19 protein-coding genes are annotated in these 21,700 nt (G+C 41.9%); 10 read left to right on the top strand and 9 right to left on the bottom strand.

The features are described 5' to 3' along the window. Positions 1-636 precede the first annotated feature (636 nt). The 5 genes from L1286_RS16925 (at position 637) to L1286_RS16905 (ending at position 4,374) form a co-directional block, all read left to right on the top strand. Complete coding sequence (locus L1286_RS16925) at positions 637-1,350, top strand: hypothetical protein (protein WP_235408226.1); 714 nt, start codon at positions 637-639, stop codon at positions 1,348-1,350. Between the two features lie 183 nt (positions 1,351-1,533). Continuing rightward, entirely contained in the window at positions 1,534-2,424 is an 891-nt protein-coding gene (locus tag L1286_RS16920; RefSeq protein WP_235408225.1) for an NAD-dependent epimerase/dehydratase family protein, read from the top strand. Between the two features lie 116 nt (positions 2,425-2,540). After that, the gene (locus L1286_RS16915; RefSeq protein ID WP_235408224.1) at positions 2,541-3,056 is read left to right on the top strand and encodes a hypothetical protein; all 516 of its coding nucleotides are present in this window, start codon (positions 2,541-2,543) and stop codon (positions 3,054-3,056) included. A gap of 224 nt (positions 3,057-3,280) precedes the next feature. After that, a complete protein-coding gene (locus tag L1286_RS16910) occupies positions 3,281-3,640 on the top strand; it encodes a Ypar14, super integron cassette (RefSeq protein ID WP_235408223.1) in 360 nt (119 codons plus the stop codon). Between the two features lie 122 nt (positions 3,641-3,762). Further along, the gene (locus L1286_RS16905) at positions 3,763-4,374 is read left to right on the top strand and encodes a rhomboid family intramembrane serine protease (RefSeq protein WP_235408222.1); all 612 of its coding nucleotides are present in this window, start codon (positions 3,763-3,765) and stop codon (positions 4,372-4,374) included. 32 nt (positions 4,375-4,406) lie between these two features. Here the strand turns inward: L1286_RS16905 and L1286_RS16900 are convergent, their stop codons facing one another. Further along, the gene (locus L1286_RS16900; RefSeq protein WP_235408221.1) at positions 4,407-5,009 is read right to left on the bottom strand and encodes a class I SAM-dependent methyltransferase; all 603 of its coding nucleotides are present in this window, start codon (positions 5,007-5,009) and stop codon (positions 4,407-4,409) included. A 236-nt stretch (positions 5,010-5,245) separates the two neighbouring features. Between L1286_RS16900 and L1286_RS16895 the strand changes: the two genes are divergently transcribed. Then, positions 5,246-5,794 (top strand): hypothetical protein, encoded by a 549-nt coding sequence (locus tag L1286_RS16895; protein ID WP_235408220.1) that lies wholly within the window; start codon positions 5,246-5,248, stop codon positions 5,792-5,794. Positions 5,795-5,823: 29 nt separating this feature from the next. On the opposite strand, the gene L1286_RS24155 is transcribed toward L1286_RS16895, so the two are convergent. Continuing rightward, the gene (locus tag L1286_RS24155; protein WP_268832517.1) at positions 5,824-5,955 is read right to left on the bottom strand and encodes a hypothetical protein; all 132 of its coding nucleotides are present in this window, start codon (positions 5,953-5,955) and stop codon (positions 5,824-5,826) included. A 36-nt stretch (positions 5,956-5,991) separates the two neighbouring features. Further along, complete coding sequence (locus L1286_RS16890) at positions 5,992-6,393, bottom strand: hypothetical protein (RefSeq protein WP_235408219.1); 402 nt, start codon at positions 6,391-6,393, stop codon at positions 5,992-5,994. Between the two features lie 228 nt (positions 6,394-6,621). Between L1286_RS16890 and L1286_RS16885 the strand changes: the two genes are divergently transcribed. Continuing rightward, the gene (locus L1286_RS16885; RefSeq protein ID WP_235408218.1) at positions 6,622-6,996 is read left to right on the top strand and encodes a hypothetical protein; all 375 of its coding nucleotides are present in this window, start codon (positions 6,622-6,624) and stop codon (positions 6,994-6,996) included. A 90-nt stretch (positions 6,997-7,086) separates the two neighbouring features. After that, entirely contained in the window at positions 7,087-9,063 is a 1,977-nt protein-coding gene (locus L1286_RS16880; RefSeq protein ID WP_235408217.1) for a TonB-dependent receptor plug domain-containing protein, read from the top strand. 94 nt (positions 9,064-9,157) lie between these two features. Here L1286_RS16880 and L1286_RS16875 read toward each other — a convergent pair whose 3' ends face one another. The 4 genes from L1286_RS16875 to L1286_RS16860 all read right to left on the bottom strand — a co-directional run bounded on the left by L1286_RS16875 (position 9,158) and on the right by L1286_RS16860 (position 15,997). Then, positions 9,158-11,041, bottom strand: coding sequence for a PKD domain-containing protein (locus L1286_RS16875; RefSeq protein WP_235408216.1), 1,884 nt, complete (start codon positions 11,039-11,041; stop codon positions 9,158-9,160). A gap of 401 nt (positions 11,042-11,442) precedes the next feature. Then, the gene (locus L1286_RS16870; protein WP_235408215.1) at positions 11,443-12,525 is read right to left on the bottom strand and encodes a hypothetical protein; all 1,083 of its coding nucleotides are present in this window, start codon (positions 12,523-12,525) and stop codon (positions 11,443-11,445) included. Then, positions 12,525-14,210, bottom strand: coding sequence for a molecular chaperone HscC (locus L1286_RS16865; protein ID WP_235408214.1), 1,686 nt, complete (start codon positions 14,208-14,210; stop codon positions 12,525-12,527). Before L1286_RS16865 ends, L1286_RS16870 begins: the two co-directional genes overlap by 1 nt. Before the next feature lie 443 nt (positions 14,211-14,653). Next, complete coding sequence (locus L1286_RS16860; RefSeq protein WP_235408213.1) at positions 14,654-15,997, bottom strand: serine hydrolase domain-containing protein; 1,344 nt, start codon at positions 15,995-15,997, stop codon at positions 14,654-14,656. Positions 15,998-16,340: 343 nt separating this feature from the next. Here L1286_RS16860 and L1286_RS16855 point away from each other — a divergent pair, with 343 nt between their 5' ends. Further along, positions 16,341-18,503 (top strand): M3 family metallopeptidase, encoded by a 2,163-nt coding sequence (locus L1286_RS16855; RefSeq protein WP_235408212.1) that lies wholly within the window; start codon positions 16,341-16,343, stop codon positions 18,501-18,503. 256 nt (positions 18,504-18,759) lie between these two features. Here the strand turns inward: L1286_RS16855 and L1286_RS16850 are convergent, their stop codons facing one another. Both L1286_RS16850 and L1286_RS24315 read right to left on the bottom strand, forming a co-directional pair. Continuing rightward, complete coding sequence (locus L1286_RS16850) at positions 18,760-19,275, bottom strand: demethoxyubiquinone hydroxylase family protein (RefSeq protein ID WP_235408211.1); 516 nt, start codon at positions 19,273-19,275, stop codon at positions 18,760-18,762. A gap of 74 nt (positions 19,276-19,349) precedes the next feature. Next, on the bottom strand, positions 19,350-19,460 hold the full coding sequence (locus tag L1286_RS24315; protein WP_442961739.1) for a hypothetical protein: 111 nt from the start codon (positions 19,458-19,460) through the stop codon (positions 19,350-19,352). A gap of 687 nt (positions 19,461-20,147) precedes the next feature. Here L1286_RS24315 and L1286_RS16845 point away from each other — a divergent pair. Further along, positions 20,148-20,747 (top strand): DUF4291 domain-containing protein, encoded by a 600-nt coding sequence (locus L1286_RS16845; protein ID WP_235408210.1) that lies wholly within the window; start codon positions 20,148-20,150, stop codon positions 20,745-20,747. Positions 20,748-21,700 lie beyond the last annotated feature (953 nt).

Below are 21,700 nucleotides of genomic sequence, written 5' to 3'. Positions count from 1 at the left end.
AGTTAAGTTATCGACAGTTCAGTCATCATCATCGATTCTGACTCAGCATGATAAAAAACATAAATAAAACATGATGAAAACAAATGAAACACAAAATAAACACAATAGAACGTTCTAATTTTCACAATTATTTACAAAGTGTTCATTTTTTCCCCTTTCATTACCTTTGATTACTTTCTTAGTTTGGAGAAAACCCAACCAAAATGAACAGATTGCCACCATGTTGAACTTATTATCCTGATACCTTTACAAGAAAGTGTACGGTGTCACTGATAAAAAACATGGTTATCATGCAAGGCCATCAGGTTCGGACACGGTGTAGTTCAAATTATCTTATCTCTGGTCAATGCAAGTGCATTCTTCTCCCCTTGCCATAGCTGCATAGAATTTGGGCTGCCGCCGCAGTGACAACTTTTGCGAGATAAGGTCATTCGTATTGACAAAACTCGCGTGTAATGGTGTGTAATGGCGTTAGCCACAACAGGATTCTAATTTAGTGTTGGAGAACTGCGCTTTGGCTTATATCGGTAAATGGATGAGCTCTTTAGGCTGATCGCGCATTAAATGCCGTGACTCATCAAAGTGAAGTAGGCACTTTTTGATGTAACAACTTATCCAACTAATACGGAGAAATACATGGAACCAAAAATGATCGGTGGCTGGTCTCAATTCTGGGATGTTCCCCCTCCAAGCTCTTTTTCATATGCTATCTATGGCATGATCACATCCTTAGAGACACTGACAAATCCAGGAAACAAAAGTCCAAATCATAAACCCAACTTTACTCAGTGTGATTTAATGTGGGCATATGGCGGCGGAGGTTGCTCTCCATCTGGGTACCCGCTTAAAAATGGCATCGCTGATATTGTCAATGCGAGTGTAAATAATCAGTGGCACGGCGTAGATTTTGACGATGAGTGCTACATGAACACATCTAATATCATAACAGCCATGACACAACTAAAATCACACAGTATTCAATCTAGTTATACTTTTTTAGCGGGTGCTGACTACGTCAATCTAGGGAGCGGCGTACAGCAAGTTAAAGAAATCGTCGCAGCCAACTGCTGCGACCGTTTTTGTTTAATGTGTTATGGCGCTGAGATGTGGTCTATGCAAGATATTAATCAATACGTAGACAAGGCGATTAAACAAACCATCGAAATCACTGGAGACAAATCCAAAGTGATATTAGCACTGACTCCAGCAGGCCTTAACGATGACAATCTAAACGTGTTCTTAAATGCAGTCGTTCGCAATGATATCGGTGGGTTATTTATTTGGGAATTTAAAAACCTACCGCCTAAGTATTTAGATACCATTGTCACAACGCTTGGCATAGCCAAGTAACTGCCACTACACCAGCGATATACCCTAATATATTGCTGGTCTCTGCGATATCTATATCGGCCAATTGACTCCATTATCAACAAAGTACTTGGCATCTCATTTTTTATCTTTAACATGCTCAATTCTAACCAAATAGAGCCACTATTTTGGCGCGTTGGATAAACAAGATAAAAAGGTACAGAGATGAAGGTCTTAGTGACAGGCTCCGCAGGTCGTGTAGGGCGTGCTATTTACATAAAATTGATGCATTCTCATCACGTTATTGGCTTAGACACAACGCCCTGTTCAACTGCCGATTTTGTTGGAGATATTCGAGACAAAGCACTCGTGCGTCACGCCTTAAATGGGGTAGATGTCATCGTCCATACAGCGGCACTTCATGCACCTCATGTGAGTTTGCATAATGAGCAAACCTTTAATGAAATCAATGTTGATGCAACCGAACAACTGGCGCTTTTAGGGATTGAAGTTGGCATTAAACAATTTATTTTCACTAGCACCACGGCCTTATATGGCCACGCCTCTACACCAAATGGCACCGCTGGCTGGGTGAATGAACAAACCGTGCCAAAGCCCAAGACGGTTTATCATCGAAGTAAAATCCTAGCGGAGCGTAAACTACAATCCATTTCAAGTCACCATAATTTACCTGTCACTGTCCTTCAAATGTCTCGATGTTTTCCTGAACCGGCTGACTTGATGGCAGTCTACAGGCTAACGCGCGGTGTAGATGCCAGAGATGTTGCCTTCGCCCATCAATGTGCAATTGAAAAATGTTTACAAGGGTTTAACCGCTTTATTATTTCTGGCGTCACACCGTTTAACCCATCGGACACCGAGAAATTGTACAACTCAGCAGAAGCACTCCTCACACACAAGTGCCCCAATATAGCAGCAGCCTTTAAAGAACGTAACTGGTGTTTGCCTAAAAGATTAGATAGAGTCTATGACTCTTCAGCTGCACAAACACAACTTGAATGGCACCCAAAGTTTGGCTTTGAAGATGTCCTAAGCCAACTCGATAACGACATCGCAGAAGTACTTCCCGTGATTAAAAACAAACTATACCAATAATTTTAATATGGTATAAATTCAATATTATAGATATTTCTATGGTGCTTTTGAGTGGTTATGATTAAGCCAAAAAGTCGCAATAAAATCCTCCCCTAGGTGTGCAAAGTTGAACAATTATGCTTAAAAGTACAGACAGTATTGTTGAAGCCCTATTTGACCAAGATGGTAGCTTTAGGGATTTCAATCTCATTGCAGCTAACATAGAACAAGCTATGGTTCTGGTAGGTTGGTTTGAAAAGCACTTCAGGTCATTGTCTTGCTTGAGTTCCTTGGAAGACAACACTGGTTTTTCAACGCGACTCACGCACCTAATTACTCTGAAACCGACCCAATATGCTCAGATAATCTGTAAAGATACATCAATCTATATCAGCCATATTCAAGTGTTTTTATATGCTTTAGATGATGGCCAAATTGATGTGGAAATCTCTTTTTCACCTCAGGATATCAATAAAGATATGTTCGAACTCAGCGCTTTCCTTAAACTCATGAAAACATGGCAGACTTTGGCTCACTCGGATGTGGGTTTTCTGCGTTATGAAGATGGTGGATGGAAATATGGTGATGCACAAGGTGTGATTTACGTCTCAAAGCTTAATTGCATGGATGTACTGGATAGCTCACATCGCTAAACCTCACTTTTCCAAGTTTTATCGCTCATTCCATTGCTTAACAAACCAGTAAAAGTATAAGGTAACCTTGATTCAAGCTGGTATTTAGCAAGTTTACGAGGGCGAGTTCAAAAACAGACATGCCAAACCTAGATTGCAGAGAAAAGCGAACACCTGAGCAATGCCCTATTGCAAACAAGCTCAAAGGTGCGAAAAAACAATGAGCGCACAATGGGAGACGCAAGATGTTAGTGTGGAATGAAACCGACGTATTAACGGTCCTTGAAGTGATACCACAAGTCGAATGTAACGGGATATGGCATCTTTATGAGGTTGAAAAAGAAGGTATTAAGCTAGTAATTCAAGTTTTTCAATACGATGGGGATGTCAGAATTGAACTTGTTAATACTGCCAATAATGTAACCATTTTTTCAATGTTTCTCATGGACTGCGACGGTGTATTGAGAAAAAAAGACAATACCGGTGAATACCTTCAGTTTGCTCCGGCCAAGTGTTTTAGCCATCGGTACGATGGGGAGACCACGATCCCTTATGGTGTCCGCGTTATGGTAAACCCCAATATTAATGTGATGCTTTACCGATAAGGCCACTAACACTGTAAACCCCGTTCACCCTCACCAAATGTAAATTCACATGGGTAATCATAGTCTGTTCATGTTCGTTCAATAAAAATCACGATAAATTGGAGCTCCAAGGATGATTATAAATGAACAAACAACACATCCCCTTTTTTACTTTTTTCTTATGTGCCGTAACACTTTGTGTTTCAATGCTTGTTGCCCTGCAAATTACCGGAACGCTACTTGGTAAGTCGAGAATAATATACCTCGCAGACTATGGCGGTATCACGTGGCAAAGCCTAAAAAGCATGGAGCTCTGGCGATTCTTTACCGCCCAACTTATCCATGTACATCAAAAGCACATGCTATACAACGTACTGTCCATCTTAATACTTGGAATCATACTGGAACGACAAGTCGGGTATAAATATATGCTCTCGATTTGGCTAGTAGCCGGAGGATTTGGAACCGCTTTTACCACTGCTTTTGGCTCTGTACCTTGGAATACCGGCACGGGCGCTTCACAAGCAGCTTTGGCGTACGCGGGATTTAGTGTGATTTTTTTAATGACGCACCGTAAAACTAAATACGACCTGTTAGGCGCGGCTTTATTCGCAATTTTACCTGCGCTATATTTAGATTTAAAAACAGCGGGTTACCCAAAGCCAGCTCATGCTCTGAGCTTTATGCTCGGCGCCATCATCGCGTGGTATTATCAATGTCGAGTGAAGCTTCATTCGCCAGTTTTGGGCAGCTAGCTGGCGCTCAACTGAGTCTAACCAACTAGGATTTAACGTTTTTTAAGTGCAACTCGCGACCAGGTAACCTGTGCTTTATTTGGCATTTTACTTGGTTGATTCTCAAGGTTTAGTACAACGACGAAGCCAAACTCGTTCGCATAATCTAGCAGCTCGGAGCTGCGAGTGGGGTACACATGCGTACCAGCCCCTGCCGGACCATGTCTGAGCGAAATCGCACATATTGCCCCCTCAGACATCAAGGACGCAAGTCGTTCAATACACCGCCTACGCTCACACAGGTTGAGGTGATGCCAAACACCATCGAGTAAAACAAAGTCAAAACTTCCTTCTTTTACGGATACGTTTGCCAACTCAGGCAAACTATCATTTAACCATTGCACTTTTAGACTCGGGTATTGCGAAACCGCTTTTGATAAAAAAAGCTGGAGCGGTTCCACTGCGACAACGTCATACCCTAATTGCGCGAGCGCGGCTGCATTCTGACCTACACCAGAACCCGCGTCCAAGACTCGTGCGGGGCGCGTCGGTAAAAGGCTCAAAAAGTCCTGGTTAATTTCTTCAAATTTTAAATTGAAACTGGCAGTCGCAAATGCATCAACGACCTTTTCATACCCCTGAGTTCCCGAAACCATCTCTATCCTCTCTTATTTCGTTTCTTTCATCACGCTGTGGCACAGCGATTAAATTCGCTGCTTTATTTAGACAACAGATAAAAATGCCTGCGGGTATGACCGCTTCATAATTTAACGTTCCCTATTCAAAAACCACCTAATAAAATATTAATAATTTAATAAAAAACAGAGGCATACACATAATTAATGCAAAACAAATTATACTCCAACTGCTTTTATAAATACAAAGGGACATTATGAAAACTAAAATAGTATTAGCCAGTCTTGCCATGGGGATGAGCGCAAATGTAGCCGCAAAGTCAATTTCTTATAACGCGACAGAATGCGTACAAAGATCGGTTACGCCCGCAGAGGTGACGCTTAAATATCGACATATGTCATCTTCAAGCATTGAAAACACGACCAATCAAAATATCTCTGTATATTGCCCTATCAACCTAGCGCAAAACATCACGATAGAGTCCGTCGATGCCTATTTTAACTTGGCCAGTAAAGATCCAAGTGCCTCGGCTGCATGTACTTTAGAGATCAGAGGGATGGCAAACCCTGCTGTGAAACTTTCGAAAACATCCGGCGTATTCGAAGGCTTTTCTAGACTCACAATGAGACCCGCTGACGACTATGAAACACGCCTACTACACTACCAAAACAGCTATGCCTCTCGAGGAGATGCCGTCTCGGCACACTTAAATTGTACCATTCCAAGAGTATCTGACGAGGCACTAAACGGTCCATACGGCTTCACTAGACTGTCTGGATATGTCGTTAACTACGCACCATTATAGACACGGTTTGAACGCCTCTGCATTTTAAGCTAAGACATTGTTGTGCTTGGTGTAATTAGTGACCAAAGCACAACTTTGTCACTCATCGCATTATCCTCAATCCACATTAAGTGCGTTAACTGAAAGCGATTGCCTGCAAAATAGGCTTGTGCTTTTTGCATTCTCTTTATGCGATACCTTTTAGCAGCGCCATGCTGCTATTTTTTGGCACTATTTTCAAATTGAGCAATTTGCTCTAGTTCAGATTGCGATAAAGGTCCATAAAATCGTGGGTATGGCCACCCATAACCCCACCTAAACGTAGTGGGAAAGTAAGGACTCCCACCGACTCGTACACCTGCTAACATTAACTTGGCAATATGCGCTTCCCCGACTTTTTCAACACAGGACTTGAGGTCTAGGTCTGCTTGCAACCGCGCTTGATAAGTTCCCCCCTTCCAATAAGCATAATCATGGGCTGAGCAGCAAGACAGCCATAGGTTTTTTTGTTCAAGCGTACCATCAGGGAAAACACTGCAACCATCCGAAGTAAATTGGCTTATGGTATCGGCATACATTGGAAAAGATAAAAACATAAGTAATGACAAGACAAATCGCATAAAGATTCCCTTATTCGTCGCAATCGTTCTTTGAGCCACTCGGACTCAACCACATTGTTGCAAAATATATCATATAATCTGACTGTCCAATTGGCATCGATACATATGTCAAACATAAAACGCTTCAGTAAAGACCTCCCATAGAGAAACCGAATCAATGCACCAGATAATTATTCACATAGAGCACAAAATATCGTAGAGTAAGCGCGATTTTATGATGAGAGCGATATGCATAAGCCCCTAACAAACCTGTTAATTGTCCTAACAATGTTGGTTACCTTCATTGGGCAATCGGCTGCATATCATTTAATGCCTGCACTTGAGCAGACAACAAACTCACATCTGGCTTCTGCCCAAATACAATCGTCTGCCGTTGCAGAGCAGCCCTCGCATGCGGTGAGTCAAGATGACTGCTGCGAAGTTGACTGTTGTGAATCAGAGTGTATTTGTCCCTCAAACGCTTGTATTTCATTTGCTTTTTTACACGCAAATAACCGCCAAGCAGCTCTAAACATGGCGAGTGAAAACGTCTCCATTAGAGAAATTGGCCACCCAAATACTTTGTCAGACGCCTTATATCGACCCCCTATTTTTACCGCTTAAGGGTTAGTGCGCCCAAAATTCGTACACGTTAAAAATTTACACATTAATTCGCGCGATTTGCGCGCAGTTTTTAGCATGTTTGAGGTAAAAATGCTTAATCAATACTCTAAGTTAGCAATATCTATGATGTTGTTACCATGTACTACTTATGCCGTCGGCCACGAAGAACACCACCATCACGATGAACATGACAAAGAAGGTAAAATTGAGAAAATCCAAGTTACCGCGTCAAGATTAGGAAGAATAGTCACGGAATCAGCGACACGCACAGAAGTGATCAATGCTGAAGAGGTTCAAGAAAAAGCACTCATGCGCCCAGGTAATATTTCAATGTTGGTGGCCGAAACAGGCGGTGTGAGAGTACAAAATACATCCCCTGCTTTGGGCAGTGCCAATATAAAATTACAAGGTCTATATGGTCGTTACACTCAGTTGCTGAGCGATGGTCTCCCCTTGTATGGTGGCCAGACTGCTTCCATCGGTTTGCTACAAATCCCCCCTACAGATCTGGCTAATGTCGAAATAATTAAAGGCTCGGCCTCTTCTCTGTATGGAGGCTCAGCACTGGGTGGCGTAATCAACCTAATATCTCGCACACCGAATGATGAATTTGAAGGTGAGGTGTTACTCAATGCCACCTCAAAAAGCGGACAAGACATTACGGCATACGCTGCTGCACCTCTCTCTGACTCTCTCAGCGGATCAATCACCGCAGGGGGACATCATCAAAAAGAACAAGATATTGATAACGATGGCTGGATAGATATGGCAGCCTACAACAGAGCAACCATGCGTCCTCGTTTGTATTGGTCTGGTGATAACGGTGAACATCTTTACATGACACTTGGTGCAATGACGGAACAGCGCACAGGTGGTACTTTGGAAGGTGCGGTAATGCCCGATGGAAACCCATATGTTCAAGCGCAAGACACCGTGAGATTAGATAGCGGGTTTATTTTTGAACAGCCATTGAGTGAGGTCCTGAACCTCAATGTGCGCGGCTCCGTCATGCACCAAGAACACCAACATCAATATGGCTCGGTATTTGAAAATGATGCCCACGATAGTTACCTAATTGAATCAAGTTTATCTGGATATACAGAGGCAACAGCATGGTTAGTTGGGGTTGCATATCAATCAGACTCTTTTGATTCTGATGAATATTCAGACTTTAACTACACTTATGATGTCCCTGGTTTATTTTCACAACTTGATTATGACATAACGGACGATATTTCACTGTCACTGAGTGCCCGTGCTGATTGGCACAGTGAGTACGGCACACAAATAAGTCCACGAGTGTCCATGCTCTACAACCCAAATAACTGGACTATTCGCGGCTCATATGGCCAGGGCTTTTATGCGCCGACACCGTTCATAGAAGATATCGACGATACCGGCTTATCTCGACTGGCGCCACTGGATAACCTTGAAGAAGAACGCGCATCAACAGCGTCTGTGGACATTAGCTACACTTTTGACAAAGTTGAAACCAGTGTCACATTATTTGCCTCAGATATTGAAAATGTGACCGAATTAGAAGCAATAGACAACGCGCAGTCAAACACACAAGTGCGTATCGTGAATGCGCCGGGTGAAAGTGAGATCCGCGGAGCCGAACTTCTGCTTCGCTACCGCTGGCATGACATCAAATTTACTGCCAGTTATCTGTATACCGATGCAACAAAAGCAAACTCAATAGGGCTAACTCGAGCCCCCCTGCCACTTACACCAAGACACTCAGCGGGTGCCGTGATCATGTGGGAAGAGCACGGGAGCCACTTAGTTGGATTTGAAGCATACTACACAGGTACTCAGCACCTCGAGAATAACCCGTACAGAGAAAAGAGTGATCCATACTGGCACCTTGGATTGTTAGGTCAAATCACGCTTGGCAATGTTAGTTGGTTCTTGAATGCAGAAAATCTGCTCAATGTACGTCAAACCAAAGAGCACTCATTAGTGTTACCAACTCAAGCACCAAGTGGTCGTTGGACTACCGATATTTGGTCTCGCAATGACGGATTTACTGTCAATGCAGGTGTCCGGATCCAATTCGGCAGCTAATCAACAAGCGTGCGTTAAAAGCACGTTTAATATGCCTTCATTGTGCACCACAAGCCTTGATGCACAATGTAGGCAAGCACTAAATCTTACGCACTTAGTTACAGGCTTTTACCCATTTCCAAACAGCCCACTGTGTAGAGTTGTCTGCTGGAGAATCCCCTCTGGTCCACCATTTTGCCTCATAAATACTGCCGTTTTGAGACGCTTGGTCGCCTTTTAGGTAGACCTTTTGACTGTCCCAATTACCAACACTGCAACCGCTGTCAGCATTGACAACAACGGCATGTGTGATTGTGTCTTGCTGGCCAGCAGTGTCCGTCACGGTGAGGGACACATTATAAGAGCCCGCAGCACTGTATGTATGAACTGGGTTTTTCGATTGGCTGGTATTGCCATCACCAAATGCCCAAGCGTAGCCATCGACACCATTGTCATCGATTGACGTATCTGTAAAGGTCACCTTTAAATTGTTCACTGTATGAGTGAACAACGCGACTGGGGCTCTGTCAGTGCCATCAGTCACTGATACCGACTGAGTCACGGTACCAGTTGCACCTTCGTTATCAGTCACAACCAATGACACCTCATAGGTGCCAGGTTGTGCATAGGAATGTTCAACACGCATGTGCGATGATGTTCCACCATCACCAAATTGCCATGCAGTTCCGACAATTGTTCCATCTGTATCCACTGACCCGCTCGCATCAAATGTGCAGGCGAGCTGGTTACAATTTACCTGAATGTTTGCAACAGGTGGCGTATTACCGCCATGACCAGTGTCACCTATTGGCACAACCCCGCCAAAGTACGACGATACTTTTGGCCAAATAAGTTCAATTCGAGTACCTCGGTTCAGTTTTGACGTACACTGTGTGCTGTTTCCATAATGATGCAGCGCGACCACATTGTTATGCTCTGCTGACACAACTGGTGAACCTGACGAGCCACCGATTGTGTCACACTTATAGCCCATGTCTGTTGTGCTGCCGCGTCCAGCTGTCACAGTTTGATCGATCTGGCAATAACCCGTTGCATTTTGGTCACTTTCAATTGCCAGCTCTTTGGGGTTACCACTACCATGCTGAGGAATGAAAATACGCTGACCCTGCACCTGCGATGTCACATCAAGGCCAAAGTGTCCGAACTGCTTTATCTTTTCAAATTCTTTTACTGTAAATAAGGTATAATCAAGGCTGTAGTCGGTGGCAAGCAGCTGATCTCCCATGACTTTAACTGTGCTATTCGGCTCCCCTACCCCACAAGCAGAACGCTGATAATTAAACCAAACCTCTACATTTTTAGCTTCAGCAGCTGTGTCAAAACAGTGATTGTTCGTAAACATGTGATTACTCGAGCCAACACGCCACGCTGTACATAGACTTCGTCCGCCAATCAGTAAACGTGCGACGGGACGGCTCCGTTCGAATTCAATTGGATGAGTAGACTCCCAGCACGCCACATCTCTTCGTTCATTAATACCACAGGTTGATTTTGGTTCAATTAAATCCGCAGCAAGAGACTGCGCTGTTGCTGCTATTTCTGACTCTGGGTATCCAGCAAAAAAGTGGTCGATCTCAATACCATGATGAGGACGCCATGCACTTGGGTTGGCGACGACTAATTTGAGCTTGACTGCATCAGCCGATATGGACATTGCAGAATTGACATCGCTGTCATTATGATCATAACGATAAAGTTCGTGTTCGTTTAAGTCACTGATCTGCAAATACGCACCTTTTGGCAATGAAAATTTAGCAAAGTTAACTTTGATGAAGTTTGCGTTTGGGTGGTGAATCGTTTGCTCCAACTCGCTTTGAAGCGTACCCATAGCGTAGTCTAAACTTAATGCCAACTGATACGGTACGGCCTCAGCGATTTCGGTTTTCTGATGCATACTTTCTAGAACACTGGCATGACTTGATGCAACAAGCAGTGCACACGCAGCCATCGAGGTTTTGATTACTTTACATGATGTCATAAGTTAAATATCCTTTATTTGTAATTATTGTGCTTAAAATAAAAAGCAATTGAAACTTATGTTATATCAAGGTTAATGTAAAGTTTGTTTTGTGATATTAAAACGCATCTTTATAAGACCATCGTATGAAACAATCGCCATGACATGTGCTTATTGATCAGACAAGGGTGCGAATAAATTGAGGAATAACGGCGAGTAAAACACTACAAGCCATCTTTAAAATCGAGAGACAAAAAGTAAAGCTTATTGCTCACCAAATACGCTTTCATTGTTACTTTATGAGCCTATCGCAGAGGCATGATTCAACAATCAACCCCGAAGCAAACGGCACATACAAACGCAATGGTTACCAATTGACATTCACCGCTAGGCTGAATAAATAAAGAAAACGCGTAAATTTACTAGCGTTGCTCATACTTGAAATAAACCCTTACTTTCTTCAGATACAAAAACATTGTGATACCGATGGGTGTCATAATGGGAAAACACAATATAAATAAAATTGAGACCGGCCACATCGAATAAATAATGTACTTGTTGCGTATTGATACACCTATCACTTGAATGAGAAGTACCACTAAAAAAACGCGTAAAAATTGCACCCCACCCTCAATGCCTTGGTTAAGAAATTCTGTAATAAGTATGCCAGATATCAAAAGGCAGGCGCAGAAAGACCGATACGTTAAGGTTTTTAGTCGCGCCATCACCTCAACTGCAATCATGTATTCATCAGCTTGGTTAATGCTTTGCGATTTTTTTTCAGTTACTTTGGCGCCTTGCACCGAATTTATGGCATAACTAGCGTCTGTAATATGTTCGTGCGCCTCAATCAGGTTTAATATTTTTAAAACCTCTTGCTCAGCGAAAAAATAATACAAGGAATGAGCTTGTGAGCGCCAATTGAACACGCTATCAAGATATAAAATAGTTTCATTCGAAATGTTTTCCCCACCGCCACTATAACGTTTTCCCTCTTGCCTCAGCTGTTCAAACTTCTGATTTATTTGTAAAATATTCTCAAAAACAAACATGCCTAACTGAGTATTATAATGAGGCTCTAAAGCTAGTTGAGAGTGTTGTAAAAATTGCCATGCACTGATGTTATTTCTCGCTGCTTTATCATCAAAAACTTTAGTAATCTCTTCAATGTGGTGTTGATATTCAACTTGCATTTCGTCTAATTCAGCTTGCCTTTCATGTTCCATTTCATCGAAGGTGTCTGAATCCTTAGCAGCCTCTACAACGACATCTTGCTCGGAGGATATGTCTTCTATTGAACTAGTTTCTATCGAAATGTTAACCCCAGAGCTTGCTTCGGGTGCTGTTTTAGCCCAGTTAAGCGCACTTTTATAGGCCGAGTGAAGGGTTTGAAACGCTTCCGGATGAGCATCTGGACGAGACACTTTTAGCTGGTTGGCGTAAGCCGCTTTTATGGCTTTAACATCCTTCGTTTCTTGTATTTTTAAAATATCCCAAACAGACATTAGAAACGTCCTTCTATTTCCAATGCTTCTAAAAAGTTTGAAAATTTAACTTGCGCTTTCTTAATTGCTATTTCATTTTGCTCTTCGAGAACACGTTCAAAATTTGTAACTGAGATTGCAATCAGCTCTCTTGCTTCACCTAAGTATGACTCATACAGTCTATCTGCTTTGGCTATCAACTGTTTATTTTTTTGATTATCCCGTGGGTGAAATTTAATTTTATCCAATTTCGAAAGTACTTTTTGTTTTTCTTTTTCGCTCAATGCACCCGGCGCATTCTCAATGATTTTGTTGAATTTTGCGCCAGTGGCTTCAATGGTAATATCAACCACCAAGAGTCCACTCATATCGTAGCTGTACCTTACTGTGATTGGATGTTCTCCCGCTTTTGCTTTCGGCACAGGCACATTTAAAAAACCAAGACAGACATTTTTTTCTACCAGTCTGTTTTCACCCTGAAATATCTTAACCAGAATCTGCTTTTGATTATCGTTGACGGTATAAACCTTTTTTTCAATACTGACAGGGACGACAGTATTACGCTCGATCACAGGTAAAAATACGCCGGGGTTGTAATTTTGATCCAACACTTCAGTTCCTAATGTGTAAGGACAAACATCGGTTAAAACAACATCCTGTAAGGCTTGATTTTCAGCTAATAATCCAGCCTGAATACCGGCGCCAATACCCACCACAGTGTCGGGGTCCAAATCACATGATGGGAGCCTTCCAAACAGCTTCGCAATCGCAACTCGAAACTGCCGAAGTCGCGTAGCTCCCCCTACTAAAATGACTTCGTCGATTTCACTAGGGCTCATATCAGCATCCTGTAGAGCCGATTGAATAGGCTTTTTTACACGTAATAAAAGAGGGTTAATTAGGCTCATAAACCATTGATTACTTGCCTTAAAATCAACATACTTGTTGTTAATTTGAAGCTGTAAAGTCTCTTCTTCAATTTGGTCTATGCGTTTTTTAAGCGACTCCATCTGCAGATAAATTAAATGGTGCTCCTGCTTGGTCAATTCGGACTTTGTGACATTCAATTGATTTAACACATCATCAATCATTACTTGGACAAAATCTTCACCACCCAGAAAATTGTCGCCAGAACATGCGTGTACTTCCATTACGCCCGAAAAGTACTCCAGAATAGAAACATCAAACGTGCCGCCACCCATATCCAGGATTAGAAACGTCCCTTCGTCACGTTTATTCAAGCCATAGGCCATTGCCGCTGCTGTTGGCTCGTTAATCAGTCTGCGCACTTTTATACCTGCAAGCTCACCCGCTAATTTGGTAGCAGCTCTTTGATTTTCATTGAAATAGGCGGGCACACTGATCACCGCTTCCGTCACCGTTTCTTCAAGAAGCGTTTCAGCATCTTTAATCAAGCTTTTAATTACTAACGCAGATAATTCGGGTGCTGAAAAGGACTTTGAGCCCAACTTGACCACGTGCTCACTGCCCATTAACCGTTTAAATACTGCCACCGTCTTTTCTGAGTGTGTCAGAAGACGTTCTTTTGCAATTTGACCGACAATGACATTTTGATCTTCGTCGATTCCAACTACGGAGGGAGTAAGGTAAGAGTCTAACGCGTTTGGGACTTTAATAAGCTCATCGTCTTGCCATACACAGCAAGCACTATTCGTCGTCCCTAGGTCAATTCCAATTATGGCCATGAGATTCGTTACCTTCCATTATTATTTTTAATACTCATTGTGACAATTGCTTGCCCCAAAATCGCCTTCAGAACCACTTGGTTGTCACTGAAGTAAGTGTTATCAAACAGTGGCTACATTGTGCACAAAATCAGAACAAATAACAAATGACCAAACCGCTGTCTAGAGGGCAAACTGAGTCTGTTTTTTGCTTTGCTCCTGCAGTCACTGCTGTTCTATAAGCCATCATGCCGCCTCACAGTAATTGCACATATCAAAACAAAAAAACTGACATCATCAACCAGAGCTTTGCTTAACCACTTCTTGTGCCAAGGCACTCAAAATCTTTGGGTTATCAACTGAACATCATCACGCCAAACACCTACTTGTCTTTAACAAACAGTTCAAAGTCTGCATTTATCCAAGCGCAGCTTCAAAGTCATTGCTTGAGGTTTAGACAGCTATTACTGCGCTATTAAAAATTTAGCCAATGCATGATAGGCAGGTAAAGAGGTCGGATCTATGGCAGAGTTTGCCGCGACTGGGTGTGAGGAGAGCCTGACAATGACCATCTCAGCTTTAGGGTCAATGTATATTGTTTGCCCGTGCACGCCTCTTGCCGCAAAAGCCTCATGCTCATTGTGGAAATGCCACCACATACTACGGTAACTTCCATTGGGCATGGTCTTAAAACCAGCCGCTGAGAATACTCTTTTATCACCCCCTTGACGAATACTTAACACTGCTGACGCAGGGATCACTTGAACACCATTTATCTTACCCTTGTTGAGCATCACAATACCGACTCTAGCTAAGTCTCTGAGTGTTGCACTTAACCCACCTCCTGCAAACGGCGTACCCAAACCATCCACTGTGATATCTGCGCTATATTCCATTCCTAACTTTGACCAAACGAGTTCGCTTAATAAATGATTGAATTTTTTCCCAGTGACACGTGCAACTATCCACCCCAACACATCGCTATTGACGGTTTTATATCCAAACTTTTGTCCATGCTGCCCGCCTTTTTGCACCGTTTGTAGATATTCGAAATAACCAACTGGCCCTTTATATTCACTGGGCTTGGGCAGAGGATTTGCCGCATAACTATATTTCCATATGTCAGCGTTTGGATCGGCATAGTTTTCGCTGTATTTCAGTGCACTAGTCATATCCATAATTTGTCTGACCGTTGTATCACCAAAAGCAGATGACTGTAATTCAGGAATGAGCACATCAACTCTAGCATGTTCGTCAAGCTCTCCACGAGCGACGAGGATTTCAGCCACTAGCCCTGTCAGTGACTTTGTCATCGACATAGCAGCATGGTTGGTTCTTTCATTGAGACAGCCCCGGTACTGTTCATAAACAATTTTGTTTTTGTGTAAGACCAAAATGCCATCGGTATAGTTTGCTGCCAAACTTTCACGCCAATTCAAACGAACCTGACTATTCAAAGGCGTAAATTCTACGTGGTCTATGCCTTCGACCAATTTGTATGGCAAAGGCGTCGCACTAAAAGGGTGTCTGTCTACACGCGCGGTAGGTAGCAAAGCGCGCATATTACATACCGACCAACGCAGATTCGGAAAGCTAAAGAAGTTAGAGTCTGGCTGTGTTACTCGTTTATCGATTGGAGGTGGAAAGCCAACCATTAAACCGAGTTTTGTCGGATCGGACTGTTCATCTGATAACTTGGCGTTAAAAGTATTAGACCAAGCAGCACCAGTACTCAACGCCCCGCCTACCCATGCCGTCATATGCACGAATCTCGTCACACACTCGATTACGGTTTTATACATAGCCATAATGCTCTGCCATTTTATCCTTCAAATATTGAACCTGTGATACGTATTGATAAGTTAAATAGTCCAATAAATTGTTTAAGTCGACTTTATGCAATAAAACGGAGTGATTTTGTGAACAAACCTATTAAAAATGACAACACATGATGGTACTGTTAGCTGATGAGGTTATTTAAAATCTCCCTAAAACTAGGATAAATCCCCAAAAAACAAGCCCAGTTTGCAGATTTTTAAGCTCAACAGTGACTTTTTTGCGACAAGCACCCACATATTGCAAGTTTTGTTAGGTATCATTTCAGATACAAGTATATTATAACATTACACCAATTCTATTAGGGGATACCCAGTGCTAAGAAAAACTCATCTAGCTTTGGCAATATCAGCAGCCGTTTTATTTACGGGCTGTTCGAAAGCGCCTGAAGAGCAACAAGCGACTACTGCAGAAAAAACTGTTGCAGAAGCATCAAGCAGTGACATCAAACAAAACCCATTCTTCCAAGAGTGGAATACACCATTCGGTGCTCCACCTCTTGGTCAAATTAAAACAGCACACTTCTTACCTGCGTTCAATCAAGCCATCGTAGAACATAAAAAAGAAATTGATGCAATTACTGAAAACGAACGCCCTGCTGACTTTGACAACACTATCGCGGCAATGGAATTAGCGGGTTCAACACTTTCACGTGTTTCTGCGGTATTCTTTAACTTATCAAACACTGAATCAAACGATCAGATGCAAAAGTTGCAGAGAGAAGTTTCTCCACTGTTAACGCGTCATCGCAACGAAATTCGCATGAATGAAGCGTTATTCAAACGTGTTGCTAAGGTATATGAAAACCGTGGTTCGGCACTTTTGAACGCTGAGCAAACGCGTTTACTTGAACGTGTTTACAACAGCTTTGTTCGCTCAGGTGCACAGCTAACAGGCGAGCAACGTGCCGAGTTTGCAAAAATTAACGAGCGTATTTCAGCACTGACGACTGAATTTGGTCAGAACTCACTAAACGACTCTCGCGCCTTCACTTTAGTGCTAGAAGAATCTGATCTCGCTGGTCTACCACAAGCACAACGCGACGCGGCAGCGGCGGCAGCGACAGCAAGAGATCTACCAGGTAAATACGTCATTACACTTAACCGCTCAAGTGTACAGCCTTTCTTACAATTCTCTGACAGACGTGATCTGCGTGAGAAAGCGTTCAAAGGATGGGCAAACCGTGGCGACAATGACAACGAATTTGATAACAAAGCTATCATTGCCGAAATCGTAGAGCTGCGCGCAAAACGTGCTCAACTTTTAGGATATAAACATCATTCTGAATACGTGCTCAGCAATTCAATGGCAAGTACGCCGGAAACAGCAATGGACCTATTATTGAAAGTTTGGGAACCAGCTGTTGAGAAAGCAGAGCAAGAACGTGAATGGATTAAAGAGCTAATGGCCGCTGAAGGGGTCACTCATGAACTTGAGCCTTGGGATTGGCGCTATTACGCTGAGAAAGTACGTAAAGCGAAATTTGACCTAGACCAAGGCCAAATCGCAGAGTACTTCGAGCTGAATAATATGATCGAAGCACAGTTCTACACAGCGGAACGCTTATTCGGTCTGAAGTTTGTCGAGCGTACAGACATCCCAGTATACAATCCAGTTGTACGTGTTTGGGAAGTGCAAGATAAAGCTGGCAAGGCAATTGGCTTGTTCTATGGCGACTACTATGCACGCTCAACAAAACGCTCTGGTGCTTGGATGAGCTCATTCCGCACACAGCAGAAGCTCGCTGGTGATGTTAAGCCATTAATTCTAAACAATATGAATCTAAACAAACCTGCTGAAGGTGAGCCGACGTTAATGAGCTACTCAGACGCGGTTACTTTATTCCATGAGTTTGGACACGCACTACACGGCCTACTTTCAAATGTTACTTACCCGACGCTAGCAGGTACAAGCGTACCACGTGACTGGGTAGAGTTCCCTGCGCAACTATTTGAACATTTCATCGCTCAACCTGAAATGCTTAAAAAATTCGCGCTTCATTATAAAACGAATGAACCAATGCCTGAAGCGCTACTTGAGCGTATCAAACAAGCAGGTACTTTCAACCAAGGGTTTGCAACGGTTGAATTTACCGCATCTGCACTTGTAGATATGGCATATCACCAAATGACCGATGTAAAAGATCTCGATGTGCGCGCATTCGAGAACAAGATTTTAACTGAGTACGGCAAGCCTGAAGAAATCATCATGCGACACCGTAGTACACACTTTGGGCATATTTTTGCAGGCGGTTATTCATCTGCTTACTATGCTTACATGTGGTCTGAAATCTTAGATGCAGATGGCTTCGACGCTTTCCTAGAGAAGAAAGACATTTTTGATCCAGAAACCGCAGAACGCTTGTACCAATTTATCTACAGCCGTGGCGACACGCTAGATTACTTTGAAGCGTATGAAGGCTTTAGAGGTAGGAAACCAACCACAGACGCGCTATTGCGTAACAGAGGTCTAGACTAATCCCACCTTATAAAAGCCGAAGTCTTTGTACTTCGGCTTTTTATTTAACAATCAACGCAAGGTAAAAGAGTAAATTAATATCCCCCAGCAACATTACTGAAAAAACCGAGCTGTGATTACTACTAGACTGTGCGCTAATCGTTAAAAATTAAAAACAACACGGCTAAAAATATAATTTATTCAAACTGTAATGTTATTCGAAGAGGCTGTTCCTGTCACGCATAGTCAATCGAATAAAATTCAGCCTATCATTACTTTATAATCTAGTTGACAACCAAATAGCAAACTTAGTTGATGATTTTACCACTAGCCGTATTGGTAGATATAAGATTGAGTTTGAACCAAGTTCAATACCAAAATTTAAATGCTCTTCTTCGTCTTTTTTAATACTCATTACTGCCTGAAATGCACTTTGGTCATGCACTTCCAAGTATGCTAGTTGTCTCTCTAGATGGTGCAGTACTGTAGATTCAACTGCTTGAGTACATACCCATATTGCTTTTTTACCCATTAGAGCCGTAACCCCACCCAGTAAATACCCGCCCAATGACCAAAGCCAAAGTGCGTAACAGTGCCTAACATTATTTACTCTGAGCCAGGTGTTAAATGTATCGCAGTGCTGTTTTTCATGCGCCAACATCTCATCGAGTTGTTTTACCAAATCTTTATACAACAAACGAGCAATAAAGCGCTGTGCCCTGTAGATGCAGATCGCACCTCGCTCCCCAGCATGGTCGACACGTATAATTCTTTGTACTTCTTTTATTGGCATTTTAAACCTATATATTGACTAGCCTTGGTTATTTTTATTTAAATTCACTCTAATAGACAATTGCTTATATAGCTTTACACACTCTCTGTCAGAGTCCCAATCACTGCAATGTATCCATGCTTGATTTGTTTTCTGTGGCCATCAACTAAAATAAACTTTATTAGGGCAAGCGCTGATAAAAGCACATCGAGCTAGGAAAATTGAATTACTTGGTTTGACACTGTCATGTTAAAAAGACTAAATACCCAAACCATTGTTCAATAGCCAGGTTAACAATGCATCGCATGGTATAAAAAACTTAACAGAGTGAGAATCAAATAATAGCCTTTCATATAAAATACTTTTAAATTTATATTGGGAGAAAAAGACGAATTGCTATATTAAGAGCACCGTTTATTTTTTATCTCATTCTATATCATAATCTTTGAGCCTTTCGGATCCACTTGTTTTATATCTCTGTCATTTTTCAAGGCCACTGTATAAAACACATACAATTGGAAACTCAAAAATTTAAAAATGGATTAAAATAAGCACTTGTAATGTGCCCTCCTAAATGGAGCTCAATCAGTCAATTTTTTGTTCTAATACAATAAGAAGCGTTAAGCAAACTTCTAAAGGAAATACACCAGCAAGCTCATGAATTCGACATATAAAACATCACCTTCACCCACTTCTCTCATCATTGTCCATGACCCTTTACTATTGTTACATAGATAGATTGAGTTACTTAGTTACGTGCCAAAACAGACATACCCATTAAATTTTATGAAAAATCAAAGCCCTCTCAGTTGCTCGTACTCAAGCAATCAGTAATAATGCCCGTAACCCAACAAACATAAGTAACGTCTAATCAATAGAGAATAAAAAAATAAATGACTTTTCCAAATCGGCAGATCCGTGCCGTTTATGACAAACAAACCATTCGTGTTTACCAAGCTTACAACGACGCGATTGCCAACTCCACACTTGCCCATGGTACGTTTATTTCGCCGCCTTTTAAAATGGAGCGAATGACTTGGATTAAGCCTTCATTTCTTTGGATGATGTATCGTTCTGGTTGGGCGCAAAAAGACGCTGGTCAAAATCGAATTCTGGCGATTGATATCAGTAGAGAAGGATTCGAGTGGGCACTTAATCATAGTCTTTTAAGCCATCAAGCGAAGGAATTCACAGATAAAGCAGCCTGGTTAAAACTAAAAAATAGTACACCCGTTCGGATTCAGTGGGATCCGGAGCGCGACATATTCCTACAACCACTTGCGCATCGTGCAATTCAAATCGGGCTCTCTAGCGAAGCGGTAGACTTATATGTGCATCAGTGGGTCCAAAACGTCACCGACGTGACAGAGCTTGCCACAACAATAAAAGGACACATAGACAATCATCAACTAGAGTCCGCTAAGGCGCTATTGCCAAATGAAGTTCCGTACCCCCTGTGCACGGTTCTAAAAGACAAAATAATGGCAGAATAGGACTTTAAGGCTTTGTCTGTCTGCTTGGATCTATAGAACTGATGGACAACAGCCAAAGACAAAAAAAGCCGCGACGAGGTCGCGGCTTTGGCTATCACAATAGAATAAAAATTGATTCTATTGTTATGGTGACTACACTCTCTAAACCATAGCCATCATTCATGCCATAAATGATGTGTCAAAATACGTCGATCCCGTGCGCACTTCCCCCAATTCAACATATACTAGACGCCACAGTGAACAACACTGCTTCCCCGTAAGGTAATACACCACAGATTGTGCCACTCGCACTGGTTTTAAATGACATACCCATTATGTTCGTCACAGACTGAGTGACTACAACGCCCTAAAAGCATTCACAGTACAAACTTGCTTAGATTCAACATATTGATAAGTATGCAATAGTCACTTCCTTTTGAGCGAGCCAAGATCAGGTTTATCCGCAGAATTTATGCCATAGACTTGTGCAATAAATGTGGAGTGATTCAGACATTATAACGAGATTTTTTGAGTAATAGAGAGTGGCGTATCACTGTCTGTGACTTAATCTATACTGATTTAGTGTGATACGAAATTTACTTTATATAAGAAGGTGATTAGAGATTTAAACAACTTGACTTGCATGAATATAAAATATAAACCCGTTACATTTGTAGACAGGTAAGACTATGTAGAAAAAGAATTTATAATTATAAAGACCATATTCCCTTCTAAAAGCCGATTAAAAATAAAACAAAAAGCAGGTGGCATAGCGCAACATCAATCCTGACTGAGAAACATGCCAATACCAAGGTGTAAAACATGATTGAAATGGTCAATTAACAACCAAAACTGTTAAAAGTAATAATACAAAAACAGTAATTTTAACCAGCCATTCTCAATATTTAATTTTATGTTCCTTTAATTTTATTTCTGTTATTATAAGGCCTATTTTGTTGCAATAAAATGGATTA

This window comes from Pseudoalteromonas sp. SMS1, assembly GCF_021530565.1.
Lineage (GTDB): Bacteria > Pseudomonadota > Gammaproteobacteria > Enterobacterales > Alteromonadaceae > Pseudoalteromonas.
This window is presented reverse-complemented; position numbering and strand designations above follow the sequence as displayed.